This is a genomic window from Bulleidia extructa W1219 (assembly GCF_000177375.1).
GTDB lineage: Bacteria > Bacillota_I > Bacilli_A > Erysipelotrichales > Erysipelotrichaceae > Bulleidia > Bulleidia extructa.
Map to the genome: position 1 here is coordinate 1 of NZ_ADFR01000001.1, position 16,857 is coordinate 16,857.

13 protein-coding genes and 2 tRNA genes are annotated in these 16,857 nt (G+C 37.2%); 4 read left to right on the forward strand and 11 right to left on the reverse strand.

Features of this window, described 5'->3' with window-relative positions; all coding sequences use genetic code 11:
- Together HMPREF9013_RS00005 and HMPREF9013_RS00010 are read right to left on the reverse strand one after the other, a co-directional pair.
- Positions 1–511, reverse strand: a 511-nt coding sequence (locus tag HMPREF9013_RS00005; protein ID WP_006626308.1) for a 2-C-methyl-D-erythritol 4-phosphate cytidylyltransferase, incomplete at its 3' end; no start/stop codon positions are given.
- Positions 512–569: 58 nt separating this feature from the next.
- A complete protein-coding gene (locus HMPREF9013_RS00010) occupies positions 570–1,067 on the reverse strand; it encodes a COG2426 family protein (RefSeq protein WP_006626309.1) in 498 nt (165 codons plus the stop codon).
- A 103-nt stretch (positions 1,068–1,170) separates the two neighbouring features.
- Between HMPREF9013_RS00010 and HMPREF9013_RS00015 the strand changes: the two genes are divergently transcribed.
- Both HMPREF9013_RS00015 and HMPREF9013_RS00020 read left to right on the forward strand, forming a co-directional pair.
- Positions 1,171–1,244 (forward strand) — tRNA-Ile (locus HMPREF9013_RS00015).
- Between the two features lie 26 nt (positions 1,245–1,270).
- Positions 1,271–1,343: transfer RNA gene (locus HMPREF9013_RS00020), tRNA-Ala, on the forward strand.
- 60 nt (positions 1,344–1,403) lie between these two features.
- On the opposite strand, the gene HMPREF9013_RS00025 is transcribed toward HMPREF9013_RS00020, so the two are convergent.
- The 7 genes from HMPREF9013_RS00025 to HMPREF9013_RS00055 form a co-directional block, all read right to left on the reverse strand.
- Positions 1,404–1,883: a methylated-DNA--[protein]-cysteine S-methyltransferase gene (locus HMPREF9013_RS00025; protein WP_006626310.1), complete on the reverse strand. Its 480-nt coding sequence runs from the start codon at positions 1,881–1,883 to the stop codon at positions 1,404–1,406.
- 35 nt (positions 1,884–1,918) lie between these two features.
- The gene (locus tag HMPREF9013_RS00030) at positions 1,919–3,205 is read right to left on the reverse strand and encodes a glycosyltransferase family 2 protein (protein ID WP_006626311.1); all 1,287 of its coding nucleotides are present in this window, start codon (positions 3,203–3,205) and stop codon (positions 1,919–1,921) included.
- 189 nt (positions 3,206–3,394) lie between these two features.
- A complete protein-coding gene (locus HMPREF9013_RS00035) occupies positions 3,395–5,212 on the reverse strand; it encodes an ABC transporter ATP-binding protein (RefSeq protein ID WP_006626312.1) in 1,818 nt (605 codons plus the stop codon).
- 9 nt (positions 5,213–5,221) lie between these two features.
- Positions 5,222–7,027, reverse strand: a complete 1,806-nt coding sequence (locus tag HMPREF9013_RS00040) for an ABC transporter ATP-binding protein (protein WP_006626313.1) — start codon at positions 7,025–7,027, stop codon at positions 5,222–5,224.
- Between the two features lie 79 nt (positions 7,028–7,106).
- Positions 7,107–8,753, reverse strand: coding sequence for a uridine kinase family protein (locus tag HMPREF9013_RS00045; protein WP_006626314.1), 1,647 nt, complete (start codon positions 8,751–8,753; stop codon positions 7,107–7,109).
- The gene (gene msrA, locus HMPREF9013_RS00050) at positions 8,734–9,252 is read right to left on the reverse strand and encodes a peptide-methionine (S)-S-oxide reductase MsrA (protein ID WP_006626315.1); all 519 of its coding nucleotides are present in this window, start codon (positions 9,250–9,252) and stop codon (positions 8,734–8,736) included. Before msrA ends, HMPREF9013_RS00045 begins: the two co-directional genes overlap by 20 nt.
- Positions 9,253–9,304: 52 nt before the next feature.
- Positions 9,305–11,554 (reverse strand): Tex-like N-terminal domain-containing protein, encoded by a 2,250-nt coding sequence (locus HMPREF9013_RS00055; protein ID WP_006626316.1) that lies wholly within the window; start codon positions 11,552–11,554, stop codon positions 9,305–9,307.
- A 97-nt stretch (positions 11,555–11,651) separates the two neighbouring features.
- On the opposite strand from HMPREF9013_RS00055, the gene HMPREF9013_RS00060 reads away from it, so the two are divergent.
- Both HMPREF9013_RS00060 and HMPREF9013_RS00065 read left to right on the forward strand, forming a co-directional pair.
- Positions 11,652–12,629, forward strand: coding sequence for an SPFH domain-containing protein (locus tag HMPREF9013_RS00060; RefSeq protein WP_006626317.1), 978 nt, complete (start codon positions 11,652–11,654; stop codon positions 12,627–12,629).
- A 2-nt stretch (positions 12,630–12,631) separates the two neighbouring features.
- Positions 12,632–12,889 (forward strand): hypothetical protein, encoded by a 258-nt coding sequence (locus HMPREF9013_RS00065; RefSeq protein ID WP_006626318.1) that lies wholly within the window; start codon positions 12,632–12,634, stop codon positions 12,887–12,889.
- A 79-nt stretch (positions 12,890–12,968) separates the two neighbouring features.
- Here the strand turns inward: HMPREF9013_RS00065 and HMPREF9013_RS00070 are convergent, their stop codons facing one another.
- Together HMPREF9013_RS00070 and HMPREF9013_RS00075 are read right to left on the reverse strand one after the other, a co-directional pair.
- The gene (locus tag HMPREF9013_RS00070; protein ID WP_006626319.1) at positions 12,969–15,677 is read right to left on the reverse strand and encodes an SbcC/MukB-like Walker B domain-containing protein; all 2,709 of its coding nucleotides are present in this window, start codon (positions 15,675–15,677) and stop codon (positions 12,969–12,971) included.
- Positions 15,674–16,804: a metallophosphoesterase family protein gene (locus HMPREF9013_RS00075; protein ID WP_006626320.1), complete on the reverse strand. Its 1,131-nt coding sequence runs from the start codon at positions 16,802–16,804 to the stop codon at positions 15,674–15,676. The genes HMPREF9013_RS00070 and HMPREF9013_RS00075 overlap by 4 nt, the downstream gene beginning before the upstream one ends.
- Positions 16,805–16,857 lie beyond the last annotated feature (53 nt).

The window sequence follows — 16,857 nt, forward strand, 5'->3', positions numbered from 1 at the left end:
TTTTATAACACTCTAAAATCAAATCTGTTTCAAAGCCTTGTGGAGTTTGGGCTAACATCAACTCACTTCGGGGATAAGTTTCCAGTACATAGCCATCTTTTACACGTTTGACTGTATCCTTGGACGAAATCGCCAGTAAAGCCGCTTTTTCCGTTTCCAAAGCCCTCTTAATACGTTCAATCAATTCTAAACTCACATAAGGTCTGGCTCCATCATGAATCAAAACATAATCACATAAAGTCCCTTTCAAACCGGAATAGACACTTTCTTGCCTAGTTGCCCCGCCTCTTGCGACCACCAAGCGACCATATTGATCTGACAATTGCTTACTGTAGGGATCCTCCATATCTGTCACCAATACAATTTGTTTACAATCAGGGTCTTGAAGGAAAACTTCCACCGTTGTTTCAATAATCGTTTTACCAGTGGATAATTTTGCATAAGCTTTATTAAAGCCCAATTTCATTCGTTGCCCCACCCCGGCAGCGACAATGACAGCACTATACTTCATACACACCTCGTTTTTCTTATTAAAACACAAAATGAAAAGGATTCCTATCAAAAATCCTTTAATGCACTATATTTCCTAAAACACCATAGGATACAAGCGACATAATCAATGCCGCCAAACAAACTCCCAGTGTAATGGCCATACTCGCTTTCTTACGATCCATATCCAATAAACCGGCAATCAAAGCCCCCGTCCAAGCTCCTGTTCCAGGTAAAGGAATCCCTACAAACAGAACCAGTCCCCATAAGCCGACTTTCTCTATTTTGGCCTTATTTTTTTCCCCTTTTCGTTCAATGAATTCAGCCAATCGACTCATGTGATGTTTCACCAACCAATGCAAGAGGCTTTCAATCCCCCATAATAGGAATGGTACAGGTACAATATTTCCAAAAACCGCTACAAGGACGGCTTGCCATAATGGAACCTTCAATAAAGAAGCTAAAATTAAACCACCTCTTAACTCAACAATAGGCAATAAGCTCACTAAAAAAGTGGATAACAAAGGAGATACAAATTTTCCTATATTTTCTGCCCACCACACCACAAAAGATTCCATAGCTACCTCCGTGTCACAAGAATACCAAGGCTTTTAAAAAAATTCAAGAAAGTTATTGACATCGAATAATCGCATTGGTATTATAGATGAGCATTCAATGAATGGGCCTGTAGCTCAGTTGGTTAGAGCGCACCCCTGATAAGGGTGAGGTCGATGGTTCAAATCCATTCAGGCCCACTACTTGATTCATTGACGTTAGATATGGGGTTTTAGCTCAGCTGGGAGAGCACCTGCTTTGCAAGCAGGGGGTCAGGAGTTCGATCCTCCTAAGCTCCACTTTACCGAGTACCGTTATCAGACGGTATTTTTTATATTCTGAGAAGAAATGCATAAAATCTATTTTCTATAATCAATTATTCCATGACTTGGCTCACTTTTTTCTATTTCTAATAAATGACGTTTCATATCCTCTCCATAAAAATAACCGCCCAAAGAACCATTTTTTGAAATCACCCGATGACAAGGAACCACAATTATAAAAGGATTTTGATGAATGGCTTGTCCTACTGCTCGGCAAGCTTTTTCTTTTCCCACCATGCTGGCAATCTCTTGATAACTTCTTGTTTCACCATACGGTATTTTCAACAAAGCTTTCCAACAAGCTATCTGAAAATCCGTTCCTTTCATCTGAAGTTTTACATCAAAGTATTTTCTTTCCCCTTCCCAATATTCCTTTAATTGAGACTCCAGTTTTTGTACAACAGGTGAACCGGCTTTCTTTCCTTTTTGTTCTGTTCGATAGATGCCATCAATTTCTTCGCCTTCGTAACAAACTCGAAAATGATATCCATGAACTGTAATCGTTTCTTCTTTCATCATACTACCTTAACACAAAACAAGTGAGTTTCGACTCACTTGTTTTTCTTTTGTAATTCCTCAGTCGAGAAATGTTGAATCGGTGTCCATTCTACCTTCTTAAAAATGGCCACAATAGAAATCGGAATATAAGATAACAAATACACCGGAAATAATAGACAAGCCCCTAGTTTTTCCACTTTTGTGGCCGGAATTCGTTTCCATTCCTGTACCGTCGTCACAAAAGCCATTAAAGTCAAGCCGATCCAAGAACCACCAATCAATTTAATCAAATACCATAACATCTCATTTTGAAATACAATGGCCACATAATAAGGCATCACTGAAGAAGATACCAAAACCCACAAAGCCAAAATAATCAAAGCTACTGTCAATAAAGAAGAAGGTAATACCGTCATTAAGATATCATAAAAAGCCAAACGACGGTTTTTCCCCTTGACCACTCCACTAGCTAATGGGCCAAGATAACGACCATCAATTTGATAAAATCCCTTAGCCCAGCGGAGGCGCTGACGCCAAGCTTGTTTCCAAGTAGCCGGTTGTTCATCGTATAAAATAGCTGTATCACAATAGCCGATATGAAACCCTTGTAGCGTACTGGCCACCGAAAATTGAATATCTTCTGTCAATAAATAATAAGGCCAACCTTCGTTAATATCCATCAATTTTGTGGAAACCACAAAACCCGTTCCTGAAATCATGCACTGAGCTCCCAGCATCATACGAGCATAATTCAAGTGACGAGCTTCGTGCATAAACCATAATGAGTACGCTGCTGTTAACCAGTTTTGCCCAAAATTTTTAGAATTTCGATAAGTTGTAAGAGCATCATACTTTCCCGTATCAAAAGTCTTATTCATTTCCTTTAGAAATTGTGCATCTACAATATTATCCGCATCAAAAACCACAACCGCCTCATAATAGCCTTGCCCTTTTAAAGCGATGACTTGATGATACATTTCATTTAAAGCATAGCCCTTTCCCTTTTTCTCATCATTAAACCGTTCAAACGCATAGGCTCCATGATCTCTTGCTACTTGGGCTGTATCATCGGTACAATTATCTGCTGTCACATAAATATCATATTTATCCCTTGGATAATCCTGATTGGTCAAACTATCCAACAACTCCCCAATCACATTTCTTTCATTACGAGCTGAAATAAACACGGCATAACGATGAAGTCTTTTCGCCTCCGGCATCACCGGAACTTTATACTTAAAAATGCTGTAAATAATATAGAAAAATTGATATAGATACGCTACTGTCATTACCACAAAGATCACATCTGTAAATAACTCAAATTGGTCTAGAAAACGCATAGAACCTCCTCATAGACGGTATTTGTCCTTTTAATCTTACCCATTTATTTGCTTTTCGCAAGTCCTTTAAAGTACTCAGGTAAACCCTCTTAGTATCAAAACATACGATCAATACAAGCCGATGTTAACTCAATCCCCTATTTCTTATTTTTTTCTTAATTTTTCTAAGCTTTGATGGAGATGATTCTTTTATGACAAACTCTCTTGAATCAACATTTCTTTAAATTGACGCGTATATAAGTTAAAGTAATACCCTTTTTGTTCCATAAGTTCCTTATGTTTACCTTGTTCAATGATTTTACCATCTTTAAATACTAAAATAATATCCGCATCCACAACAGTAGATAAACGATGGGCAATCACAAAAGATGTACGCCCTTGAATGACGGTTGCCACTGCATCTTGAATCTTCTTTTCTGTCAATGTATCAATCGAAGCTGTTGCTTCATCTAAAACCAATAAAGAAGGATTAGAAATGATCGCTCTTGCAAAGGAAATCAATTGTTTCTCACCCGTAGAAAGGCTTCCTCCTCCTTCACCTAAAACAGAATCCAAACCATCTTCTAATTTCAAAACCACTTCATCTGCTTCCACTAATTGTAAAGCAGCCCAAATTTCTTCATCTGTCGCATCCGGTTTTCCATAACGCATATTCTCGCGAACGGTTCCCGAAAATAATTGTGGCGTTTGAAGCACATATCCAATATGAGAATGCAACCATAACTGTGAACGATCCCGTGCATCTTTTCCATCAATCAAAATGCGCCCTCGTGTCGGTTCATAAAAGCGACAAACTAAATTCACCAAAGTAGATTTTCCGGCTCCTGTTTCTCCTACAATGGCGACATTGGTACCATGGGGAATATCCAAATTAAACTGTTCTAAAACCAGTTCGTCTCCATCCGGATATTGAAAATCCACATTTTCAAACCGAATATCACCTTTCAATTCTTCCCAATTTTCTTTCTTAGGATGAAAAGTGTCTCCATATATTTCAATCACTTCCGGTCGATCAATCACATCCGACTTGGTACTCATCATCTTGTCAAAACGTTCAATATTCACCTGTGTGCTGATAACACCGGAAAGCTCTTCAATCAAATATTGAATCGGATCCATCAAGTTTAAAGCATACGTCATAAAAACAGAAAGTGTCCCTAATTCAAAGATCCCTTCCAATGTTAAATGGCCACCTTGCCAAAGAATGATGGCTAAAGCCACTGAGCCAAGTAAACTCAAAATAGCATTAAAGCTGCTGGAATAACGAGCTGTACGGATGGATTCACGATGCATCTTGTCAATATCTCTTTGAAAATCTTCTCCCATTTTTTCTTCAATGACCATCGTTTTAATGGATTTAGCTCCGGTGATTCCTTCATTCAAATCAGAAGTGATGATTGAGTTTAATTCCCGGACGCGTTGATTTTGAAGCAGTAATTTCTTTTGAAAGAAGATGATGGTCATGACCGCAATAGGAACTAATACAATCACCCAAAGAGCCAGTTTTGCATTCAACAACACCATATTTACCAACACAAATAAAATATAGGTGAATTGCCAAATAATATCCATAAAGACCCAAGACATCATCTCGCCCACACGACCGGTATCTGAAATCACACGGGAATGAATGTAACCAACATTATTCTGATTAAAATAAGAAAAGGATAAATTTTGTAAATGATAAAATCCCGCATTTCTTAAATCCCGATTCACTTCCATTTCCATTTTGGCCGCCAAAAAAGTTGAATGACGATCCGACACTACTCTCATCAACATACAGGCCATGTACAACAAAACAAAGAAGATAATCGTATCCATGGTCTTTAAAGCCACAAAATGATTGATCGCATAGCGGTTGAATAAAGGAAATATTGAGTCTGCGATAGAAGAAACGCTTCCCAAAACAGCCATTACCAGCAACCTTTTTCGATATCGACGGATATAAGGCCAAATGCGAGGAATGCCAAAATACTTTAAATGTGGTGTTTTTGTTTGTTCACTCATATAGCTCCCCTATTCTGCTTGTCGTGATTGCAAATCATAAATATGACGATACATCCCTTCCTGTTTCAGAAGTTCTTCGTGAGTTCCTTTTTGGATGATCTTTCCTTTATCCAAAACAACAATCTGATCTGCCTTCATCAACGTTGAAATTCGATGGGTGATCAAGATGATTGTGCTATCTTTTAGGTTTTCATAGATAGCTTTTCGAATCTTGTCATCGGTTTCCGCATCAACGGCTGATAAAGAGTCATCAAACACCATGATTGGTGCTTTTCGTATCAACATTTGAGCAATCGCCGTTCTTTGTTTCTGACCGCCGGAAAGAGTTACCCCTCTTTCTCCGACATGTGTTTCATATCCTTGGCTAAAATGATGAATCGCTTCCTCTAAAGCTGCCATACGAGCCGCTGTTTCCACCTCCGATTGATCCGCTTCTTGTTTTGCAATACGGATATTTTCTTTCAAAGAACGTGAAAACAAATACGGTTCTTGCAACACCATCCCAATATTCTTCCTTAGCCAATGAGCTTGAATCTGTTTGACATCAACCTCTCCAATTTTAATGGATCCTTTTCCATCTTCTAGAGTATATAAACGATTTAGCAGGTACATAAGAGTGGATTTACCCGAACCGGTAGCCCCTAAAATACCAACGGTAGTCCCCGCTTTGATATCTAAATGAATGTTTTCCAATACCCAAGGCAACTCTTTTCCATAGCGGAAAGATACATGGTTAAAATGGATATCTTGTTTCATATCTACTTCTTTAGCGTCCGGTTCATCTTGTTCTTCTTCTGAATTCATAATATAAGCCAAACGTTCTATGGATACACCGGCCTTTGACATATTCGAAATCACTCTTCCCAAAGAGCGAATAGGCCATTCCAACATAATGTTATACGCTACAAAAGCAATATAAGAACCGGCACTCATCCACCCTTGCACCACAAAATAAGCCCCTACCGTCATCACCGTTAACTTTTGAAAAAGGGCCAATAAATCCATGCTTGCCCAGAATTTTGAAATTTCTCTAATAATCCCAATCCAAAGTCCTGTATAGAATGTATTTTGTTTCTCAAAACGTTCTTTTTCATAAATTTCTCGCCCAAAAGCTCTAACCACTCGAACTCCTGTTAAATTTTCTTGAACAATACTGGATAAAACCCCTTCTTCTTCATCCGCTTTTTTAAACTGCGTCTGAAAGTTCTGACTAAATTTGACACCTAAGCCGATAATCAATGGTGAAAATGCGAATGCAATAAGCGTTAATACTCCATTTTCTTGCACCATAAAAAAGGAAATCGTACAGACAAAAATCAAGATACGCACCAGCGCCAATAATTGTTGTGTTAAGAAATTACGAATCGTATCCACATCTGAAGTAGCCCTTTGAATAATATCTCCTGTATGATTCATCCCGTGCCAAGCATAGGGTAGGGATAAAATATGATTGTATAAATCATGACGCATTGTACAGACCAACGTCTCAGAACCTTTTTGATTATTGATTTGTGATAAATAGCGAAAAATCATCGCTAAAACAGCTATCAAAACCATCAATAAGGCAACCAAAAAAAGGTTTCTTTGAAGATAGGATATGCCCCCGAATTTTCCTATGATTCCCTTTATAAAAGCCGGTAATTTTGACTCGTTTTGATCCAATATCGCATCTACTGTATATCCAATAATTTTTGGATTAATCAGTTGCAAGGCCGTCACAAAGAAAGAGAAAACAATGGATAGAATAAAATAACGTTTAGCACCTCGAACAAAATGTAACAATAACGAAGTCTTTGATGAAAATTTTTTCTTCATTCTCTTCTCCTTTTTCATAATTTACATTATACCTTATTTCAAAGAAAAAGAAGAAGCGTTCCTGATTAAAAAGCTTCTTCTAAAACAAAATAGAACCACCAATAAATTCTCGCATGATGGCGTTATTCGGAATCCATTCTTCTTGTGAAACAGACACGAAGTACATCAATAAATTCAACAGACGTTTCGCCTCTTTACCCACTTGTTCATCCAGCAGAATTTCCTCTAATAAAGGTTCCACTAAAGGCTTTAATAAAGATAATTCATAAATTGCTTGAGTATTAAAAAACGCATCAGCACAACTATTGTATGGAAAAATATTCACGTCTTCTCCATGGCGAACGTTGGGCCAACATAACAATGTCTTTCTAGCACTATATCCACGTGTTCGATGATCTCGTAGAATTCGCCTTAATAAACGCACATCAGTCGTTGGAATACGTTGTAAAGTATCAATATTCAATTGGGTTAAGGGACTAATATAGATTTTAAATTTTACCTCATCCGCCACTTGTTCACTCAAAATCGGATTTAGACCATGTATTCCTTCAATGACAATCGGTTGATTCATCGCTAACTGTTCAAACCGTTGACCAAACACTTTCTTACCTTGAATAAAATCAAAATGAGGAATATCCACTCTCTTACCCGCTAATAAGTCATTCATTTGTTGATTAAAGAGTGTTAAATCAACCGCATCCAAAGACTCAAAATCCACTTTCCCATCTGCCCTCGGTTTTAATTCTAAACGATCTACAAAATAATCATCCGTTCCCAAATATAAAGGTTTTAATCCCAATACCTTTAATTGCAGAATCAGCCGTTTTGCAAAACTGGTTTTTCCCGAAGAGCTAGGTCCGGCAATTAAAATCAACTGTTTGTGTTGACTTTGAATCTTCTTAGCAATCTCGGCAATACGCATCTCATGAAGAGCTTCAGACAAAAGAATTAGATCCTTTCCCTCTCCTTTTCTAAATTTATCATTCAAGTCATACGAGCATTGCGCTCCTAACAACTTTTCCCATTGCGTTTCTTGTGAAAAAGCCTCATATAAAGTCGGTTCTTCTTCAAAAGCAGGCAATACATCCGGTTCATCCGGTGTTGGATAACGTAATAAAATACCGCTTCGATACAACCGACAAGCAAAGATAGGCAATAAAGACGTATGTACTACCAGCGGTTCAAAAAACACATGTTTCTCTCGACCGATTTCACAAGCATAACCCATTTCCAAAATAGGATTGCTTTCCAATAGTACCAACGATTCCTTTAATTCATACTCTCTTGCCCATTGGATCAATTCATTTCTTCTCAATCGTCTTTGAAAAATAGGTAAATGGCAATCTTTCATCTTTTTTTCAATCTTTATGATCGTTTCTTTATTGATTTGATTTGATTTAACTTTTGTAAACACCCCTTTTGAAATAGCGTTGGCAATGACCACTTTGGTTTCATAACCAAGTACCTCATGAACCGCATAGCGATATAAAAACGCCAATGATCGCTGTACCATTCGATTCCCAATGGAAGAGCGCATATCCAACAATTCAATTGAACCACCGCTTATTTGATCCTCCATCAATAAAAACTGATAACCTTCCATAGCCGCTACTAAAGGATAACAACAATTCTTTTGTATTTTTTTGACAAGGTTTCGAATCATTACCGCTTCTTGAATGTTTAGTTCATAGGTTTGATCGTATGTTTTAATTTTTAATTTTGTCATGATTCAATCCCTCAATCTTTTGATAAACATGAAAAGGAATATGACAATAGCCGGTTGGATTCTTTTCCAAATAACGTTGGTGATACTCTTCAGCCGGATAAAATACTTCCAATTGGTGAATTGACACATAAAACAAATCCCGTTTCTTCTTTTCCGATTCAAAATATTCTTCAATCACTAAACGATCCTCTTCACTTTCATAATAAACTCCCGCTAAGTACTGATCGCCAATATCATTCCCCTGACCATTTTTCTGATCGGCATGAACAAAGAGAAAAAAGGCTTTTAAAATAAGCTTTAAATCCACTTCCTCTGTTTCATACTTCAATTCAACCGCTTCTTTGTAGCCTGTTAAACCGGTACAAACTTCTTGATAACTTGGACAATCTCCACGCCCATTAACATAACCTACTTTTGTTTCTTTGATTCCTTTTAACAAACGAAAGGCTTTTTCAACACCCCAGAAACATCCTCCCGCTATTATGATTTTCTTTTTCATATCCAATTTCCTCTTACGTTTATTATAAAAGAAAAGACCCACATTGTGAGTCTTAGTGCTTTCCAAAGCGAGCCGTCAATCGAGATAACGCATCTTCCATAGTAATTTTCTTCTTTGACTTACGATTCTTAGCCGATTTACGGTACTTCACTTGTGCCTCTCTTTCCTTTAATTTTTCCAAAGGTAACAGGGATAATTGAACTCGATTTCGATTTATATCAATCTCATATACCCAAACTGTCACAATATCACCTACCGATAAAATTTCGCTTGGGTGATTAAACTTTTTCATGGCCATATGGGATATATGTGCTAATCCATCTTCGTGTAACCCGATATCAATAAAAGCTCCGAAGTCAACAACATTTCGAACTGTACCACTTAATTGATCACCAACATGAAGATCTTCTAAACTTAAAACATCGCTCTTCAATAAAGCCCCATCAAATTGATCACGATAATCTCGTAATGGTTGGCGGATCGCTTCTTTAATATCCTTTAACGTATACGCATCAATACCCAATAGTTGATCTTTAGAACCATCCATTGTCACCTCTTTTTGCCCTAATTGTGTAATACCATACGCTTCCATCACCTGTCTTGCTGCCTCATAACTTTCCGGGTGAATAGACGTTTGATCCAAAGGTTCTTCCCCTCCTTTGATCCGTAGGAAACCGGCGGATTGAGTATACGCCTTAGGCCCTAATTTTTTCACTTTTAATAATTGATTTCGGTTAGTAAAGCGACCATTTTCATTTCGATATTTCACAATTTCCTGGGCAATTCCGGCATTTAACCCTGAAATGTGCGTCAGTAATTCTTTAGAAGCTGTATTCAAATCAGCCCCCGTTCGATTCACAACTTTCATAGTGGCTTCTTCTAATCGCTCAGTCAATTTCTTTTGTGGTAAATCATGTTGATATTGACCCACTCCAATGGATTGCGGGTCGATTTTGATCAGTTCTGCCAGTGGATCCAGTAAACGGCGACCAATAGAAACAGCTGACCTTTCTTCCACCGCTAAATCAGGAAATTCAGCACGTGCTTCTTCTTGGGCAGACCAAACCGAAGCCCCTGCTTCTGAAACAATCGCATACGAAATATCCAATTGGTTTTCACGAATCACATCTGCCACTAATTTTTCCGATTCACGAGAAGCCGTTCCATTACCGATGGCCACAATTTGAACTTGATATCTTTGGATCAATTGCCATAACTTTTTCTTTGAAACTTCCAGCTCTTCTCCCTTTTTAGAAAATGGAAAAATCTTTTGTACTGCTAACATTTTTCCGGTTTCATCAATGACTGCTAATTTACAACCATTAAAGAAACCAGGGTCAAATCCCAAGACCACTCTTCCCTTTAAAGGAGCCTGACTTAAAAGTTTTTCTAAGTTCATTGAGAAGATCTCAATCGACTTTCCTTGTGCCCGTTCACTTAAATCCGAACGAATTTCTCTTTCAATAGACGGAAACAGCAAACGTTCACAGCCATCTTTTGAAGCAAAAGCCAATTGTTCTTGAGCAATCGTCTTTTCTCCTTTTAAGAGTTCTTCTAAAGCTTCTTGTTCCAAATGCTCTTTATCATAAACCAAAGAAACGGTAATCACCTTTTCCTTTTCGGCTCGATCTATTGCCATGATTCGATGGTCCGCCACATGATTGATTTTTTCGATACGGTCGTAATACATTTCATACGTATGTTTTTCATCTTGTGCGTCCTTCTTCAATTTTGTTTGAATCTGTCCGGAAGTTAAAATAAATTCTTTAAAACGCCACCGCTGTTTAGCTTTATCCGACACAAATTCTGCAATGATATCTCTAGCACCTTGTAGAGCTTCTTCGACATTGGTCACCTGATCATTCACAAATTTCTCAGCCATTTCTTCAATACTACCTTCTATTGGTAAACCCAATAGCCAATCCGCTAACGGTTGTAAGCCTTTCTTAACCGCTTCGGTCGCTCTAGTCTTTTTCTTTTGAGCGTAAGGTCGATAAATATCTTCCACTTGCGATAATTTTTCACAAGCTTGAACTTCTTTTTCTAATTCCGGTGTCAATTTACCTTGTTCCGCAATTAACTTTAAGACCGCCTCTTTTCTTTCCGCTAATTTATTTTGGTAATCAAAGTGTTTTCGGATGAAAAGAATTTGTTCCTCATCCAAACCTTTTGTTGCTTCTTTTCGATAACGAGCAATAAAAGGAACCGTATTTCCTTCTTGTAAAAGCGATAAAGTATGTTCTACCTGATCCAATTGTATGTTTAGCTCTTTTGCTATATTTTGAATAATTTGTTCGTTCATAGTCACTCTCCTTGCCCTACTATCATATCATTATTTCTTCTTGTGGATTTTATAGAATTTTCGCTATATGATAATGAGTAAAGGAAGGTGATTAATTATGCCTGATATAACTGAATTAATTTTTTGGATCGTTGTTATTTTAATTGCAATACTGATTATTAGCAGTACACTGAATGTTGTTCCTCAAGAACACGCTTATGTCATTGAACGACTTGGTCGCTATCATACCACTTGGGATGCCGGAATTCATGTTAAATTCCCTCTAGTGGATCGTATTGCTAAACGAACGCTTCTAAAAGAACAAGTGGCGGATTTTGCTCCTCAACCAGTTATTACTAAAGATAATGTCACGATGCAAATCGACTCTGTTGTTTATTTTAAGATTTTCTCTCCTCATGAATACGCTTATGGTGTTGAAAATCCAATTATGGCGATGGAAAATCTAACCGCCACCACCCTTCGTAACATTATCGGTGATATGGAATTGGATCAAACTCTCACTTCACGGGAAGCCATCAATGGACAAATGTTACAAACCATTGACTTAGCTACAGATCCTTGGGGCATCAAAGTCACTCGTGTTGAATTAAAAAATATTCAACCACCAGCTGCGATACGTGAATCCATGGAAAAACAAATGAAAGCAGAGCGTGAAAAACGTGCTGCCATCTTAACTGCTGAAGGTGAAAAACAAGCCATGATTTTAGCGGCAGAAGGAAACAAAGAGTCTGCGGTATTAGATGCGGAAGCCAAAAAACAAGCAACTATTTTAGCCGCAGAAGCCAAAAAGCAAGCAACTATTCTAGCCGCTGATGCAGAACGCGAAAGGGAAATTAAGGAGGCTGAAGGTCGTGCTGAAGCAATCCGATCCGTTCAAAAAGCAACTGCTGATGGCTTAAGAGCCGTCAAAGAAGCCGATGCCAATGAAGCTGTTATCAAATTAAAGAGTTTAGAAGCTTTTGTTCAAGCGGCTAACGGAAGAGCCACAAAGATTATTGTTCCTTCTGAAATTCAAGGCATTGCCGGTCTGGCAAAAGGTGTTGTTGAAACTATTAAAGAAGAAAAGAGCGAATAAATATGGATTTTCCTATTCCTATTTTAATTTATTTGATTGTCTTTGTTGGTATATTGATGATCATTATCATTCACAAGACTATCCATGAAGAATCCCACAAACCGGCTAGATATGAAGCCCGAAAAGTAAGTCTTCAAAAGATATTGGGAGATTCAAATCAGTTTCCACAGCCAAAAATCTTAGATAAACCGGAAGCTGAGCAGGGTTATGTCATTTTAAATGGTATTAAGAGAAAGCTCGAAGATTGTAGTGATTTATAAAAAGAATCGGTATCTGATACCGATCTTTTTTTAAATTCTACTACGATAGGATTCATCTTTTTCACAATGGTTCTTCCAATCATATCTTATTTCCTAAAATCTCCACAGTACTACCTTTTTGCAGGCTCTTTGTGACCACTATTTTCTTTTCAATACGATCTTTTAACTCCTTCACATGTGAAATAATCCCTACCAAACGATGATTACCCGCTGTTTTTTCTAAAACAGACAATACTTTCTTCAATAATTCTTGATCCAAACTACCAAAACCTTCATCAATAAAAATGGTTTCCATCTCAATCCCTCCATGTAAAGAACGAATCGCATCCGCCATTCCCAAAGCTAAGGATAAAGAAGCCATAAACGCTTCCCCGCCACTCAATGTTTGAACAGGGCGACTTTGACCGGCGTAAAAATCCTGGATATCCAAAGATAAAGTTTGTTCCGTTTGACCACTTTTTTGACTAGTTCGAACCAGTGCATATTGACCATTAGACATCTTTTGAAACCGTTCATTCGCAAAGCTCAATATCTGATCCAAATAAAGGCTCAACACATACGATTCCAAACTCAATTTATTCCCATCCTCTCCTGCACGAACATAATACTTTGTTATATCTTGTTTCCAAGTTAATGTTTGAATCTTCTTTTCTTGTTGGTGATAGGATTTTTGAACTTTATGATAAACTTCTGTTCCTCTTTTCAAACGAACGTATGTATCTCGTCTTTCTTGATCTAATCTTTCTTTTTGTTGAGTGATCTCTTCTATTTCTTTTCCCAACTTTTCAAGACTTAGGGGCAATTCTTCTTTCAGCTGTTTGGAAAGCGTCTCTATTTTAGCCGTCAAAGTAGCCAGTTCCACTTGATGACTCTGTATTTGATCTTGATACTCTTTATTTTGTTTTAAGAAATGAGTGAAAAGAAGACTTTCTTGTTGATACCTTGCTTTCGCTTCTTCTTGTGAAATAGAAGGTAGCTTCTTCTTTTCTAAATCGTATTTCACTTGAACAGATTTTAACATCAACGCTGCCTTTTGAAGATCCATCTGTTCCTGCTCTATTTCTTTGTGGCACGTTTGAATAAAAATAGCTCTTTGTTCAAAATCTTTTTTTTGTTGGTTGTAATCACTTAAAAGAAGGTGATTTCTCTGTAATTCTTGTTTTGATTTCCGCCATTTTTTCTGAAGATCTTCATAAAAGGAAGACCATCGTGCCAAAGGAACTTCATACTTTTGAGCTATAGCTGTTAACTGTTTCTCTTGGTGATGTAACGAGGCTTTTTCTGCACTCATTCTCTGTGCCAATTCCATTCGGCTTTGATTTTTCTGTTGCACCTCTTTTTGCAATTGTTGGATCTTTTCTTGCGAATATACAGAGGCACTTTTTTGGGCGATGACCGGATGATCCAAAGAACCACAAACCGGGCATGGTGTTCCTTCCTTCAACTGCTGTGCCAAAATACCTGCTTGTTCTTGTAAAAAACGAGTTTGTTGATATTCATATTCTTTTTGACACTGTTCATACTCTTGTTGAAAAACATCGTACTCTTGTCCATGTTTTTGGTATGTCATTCGAGCCTTTTCAAAAGCTTTTTTTTCTTCCAAGTTCACTTTTAATTCTTGAATCAAAAGGCTCTGTTTCTCTAAGTCATTTTCTTCTTGTTGTACCAATAGCCTTTGTTGCATTTGTTTTTCATCCAAGTCTTTGAAAGACTCTTGCTTTGCTTGAGCTTGTGTAAAATTTCCCCGTTTCTGTTCCAAATTTTTCTTCATCTTTTGAACAATATGTTCTTGTTCTCTCAATTCAATTTCCAATTGCTCAACCACTTGATAAAGAGCTAATTGATTTTTCCACTGTTCCAGCTCTTTTTCTCTTTGTTGGAACGATTCATCATTATGTTCTAATCGAAAAGCTTGCCAAGCTTCTTGTAAGACTTGACTCTTCTTTTCTAAAACCGACTTTTCCACTTTGGTTTTCTCATATTCCTTCCGAATGATTTGTTGATCTAAAAAAAATCGTTTTTGAAGAGTTAGATTTTCTAAGTGCTGCTCTATTCGCTCTAGATTAGATTCAATATCTTGATAATCATGCAAATCTTGTTTTTGTTGAAGCTTCACCAGTTTCAATACTTCCGGAATACTTCTTCCCTCTAAATACCAGCCTATTTCAGCTAAAAGACGCTCTACTTCCTGTTTTGATTCATCCACTTCTTTCTGAAGAAGATCGACTTCTTTTTTGCTTCGTTCAATAAAGGAACTAAAAGCCGATATATCAAAAACCGTTTTCAATAAATCCGCTCTTTCATTTCCCTTCTTAGAGAGAATATCACGGAAAGTTCCCTGAGCAATCATCACTACTTGGCGAAATTGTCTCTTATCTAAACCAATCATTTCTTTGATTTTCTCATTAATTTCCACTTGCTTAGTTAAAACTTTCCCATCCGGTAAAGCTAAAAAGGATTTCTGCTGAACTTCATTTCCCGTTTTTTTCAGTTTAAAAGAGCGATGAATAGTATACTCCAATCCTTTATTTTCAAATTCCAATTCAACAATAGTTTCAACTTTTGAATCCTGTTCTTGACGATTTCGAAAGTCAAGTGGTTTATGTACCTCCTGACCACTTTGTTCTCCATATAAAGCATAAGAAATACCATCAAAAATACTGGTCTTCCCTGATCCCGTATCTCCCCAGATCACAAAAACTCCCGTTTGTCCCAATAATCGAAAATCTAAAACCGTCTTTTTTTGATAGGAAGAAAAAGCTTGCAAAGTCAATTGTAGAGGTCTCATTCTTTTTCTCCTTTATTCCATAATTCTTGAATCCAACCCAACTGTTCGTCACTTAAATTTCGTCCACTGACTCTTTGATGCCAAGAATTGATGATTTCCATTGGTTTTAATTTTTGAAGATGATCAAATTCATCATTTTCTTGAAATAAATAATTTTGATGAGATGGAAAAATGCTTAAATAATTTGGATACTTCTTCGCTATTTCTGAAATAGCCGCATACGGAAAATACGCATCTGTCAATTCAAGATAGAGATAATCCATCATTTCTAATCCTCTTATCCCATTTAAAACATCACTTGCTGTCGTTTTAACCATTTTAACTGGATGTTGGGGGAATAGAGAAATCAATTTCAGTTCCCAATCAGGTTTAGTTTTCAACTCAAATATAGGCATGGATTTAAGTTGATTCGCTTCTGCTTTCGAATAAGCTAATGGAGAACCACTGTACCGAATACGACCGCTTAGATTTAAAATGGTTTCCGGTTTGTGAATATGTCCTAAAGCCACATAATCAAAGTCTTCTAAAATGGGACTGCTGACTTCCTCCAAACCACCAATCAATAGTTCTTCAGAGCTATCTTCACCCGGCTCACTCACCCCAAGAACGAACTGATGAGCCACTAAAATATTCCTTTTTTCTAAGTCAAGATTCAATTGTTCCAGTAAACGATGGTATCCTTCTTTTAGACTGGGGGTTTCTTCTAATCCAAGTGCTTTTTTTATGTCAAAACGATTCATATAAGGAATCGCATACACATCAATCAATCCATATTCATCCTCTAAAACAATTGGTTGATTGGAATAATGGGTTTGAATAAAGACATTTCCTTGTTTAAAAAAACTAGATCCAAAGGCTAAACGAGAAGCACTATCGTGATTACCACTAATTAAAATCACGTTAATTTTTTGTTCATTCAAGCACTTTAAAAAATGGTTTAATACTTCCGTTGCTTCTGAGCTGGGAATGGTTTTGTCATAAATATCGCCGGCTATCAATAAGCAATCCACCCGATGACTCTTTAAATGATGAAGTATTTGATCTAAAATATACCTTTGATCTTCTAATAAAGAATGACCATTGAGTATTTTTCCCAAATGTAAATCACCAATGTGTGCAAACTTCATACAACCTCTTTCTGTCCCTTATTATATCAAACAAAAACAGAATCAGTTTCCCG

What these genes read in the sequence shown, in the direction of transcription:
- HMPREF9013_RS00040 (WP_006626313.1), bottom strand. Translation starts at nt 7,027, where the DNA reads ATGAAGAAAAAATTTTCATCAAAGACTTCGTTATTGTTACATTTTGTT.
- HMPREF9013_RS00060 (WP_006626317.1), top strand. Translation starts at nt 11,652, where the DNA reads ATGCCTGATATAACTGAATTAATTTTTTGGATCGTTGTTATTTTAATT.
- HMPREF9013_RS00045 (WP_006626314.1), bottom strand. Translation starts at nt 8,753, where the DNA reads ATGACAAAATTAAAAATTAAAACATACGATCAAACCTATGAACTAAAC.
- HMPREF9013_RS00035 (WP_006626312.1), bottom strand. Translation starts at nt 5,212, where the DNA reads ATGAGTGAACAAACAAAAACACCACATTTAAAGTATTTTGGCATTCCT.
- msrA (WP_006626315.1), bottom strand. Translation starts at nt 9,252, where the DNA reads ATGAAAAAGAAAATCATAATAGCGGGAGGATGTTTCTGGGGTGTTGAA.
- HMPREF9013_RS00065 (WP_006626318.1), top strand. Translation starts at nt 12,632, where the DNA reads ATGGATTTTCCTATTCCTATTTTAATTTATTTGATTGTCTTTGTTGGT.
- HMPREF9013_RS00025 (WP_006626310.1), bottom strand. Translation starts at nt 1,883, where the DNA reads ATGAAAGAAGAAACGATTACAGTTCATGGATATCATTTTCGAGTTTGT.
- HMPREF9013_RS00030 (WP_006626311.1), bottom strand. Translation starts at nt 3,205, where the DNA reads ATGCGTTTTCTAGACCAATTTGAGTTATTTACAGATGTGATCTTTGTG.
- HMPREF9013_RS00075 (WP_006626320.1), bottom strand. Translation starts at nt 16,804, where the DNA reads ATGAAGTTTGCACACATTGGTGATTTACATTTGGGAAAAATACTCAAT.
- HMPREF9013_RS00055 (WP_006626316.1), bottom strand. Translation starts at nt 11,554, where the DNA reads ATGAACGAACAAATTATTCAAAATATAGCAAAAGAGCTAAACATACAA.
- HMPREF9013_RS00070 (WP_006626319.1), bottom strand. Translation starts at nt 15,677, where the DNA reads ATGAGACCTCTACAATTGACTTTGCAAGCTTTTTCTTCCTATCAAAAA.
- HMPREF9013_RS00010 (WP_006626309.1), bottom strand. Translation starts at nt 1,067, where the DNA reads ATGGAATCTTTTGTGGTGTGGTGGGCAGAAAATATAGGAAAATTTGTA.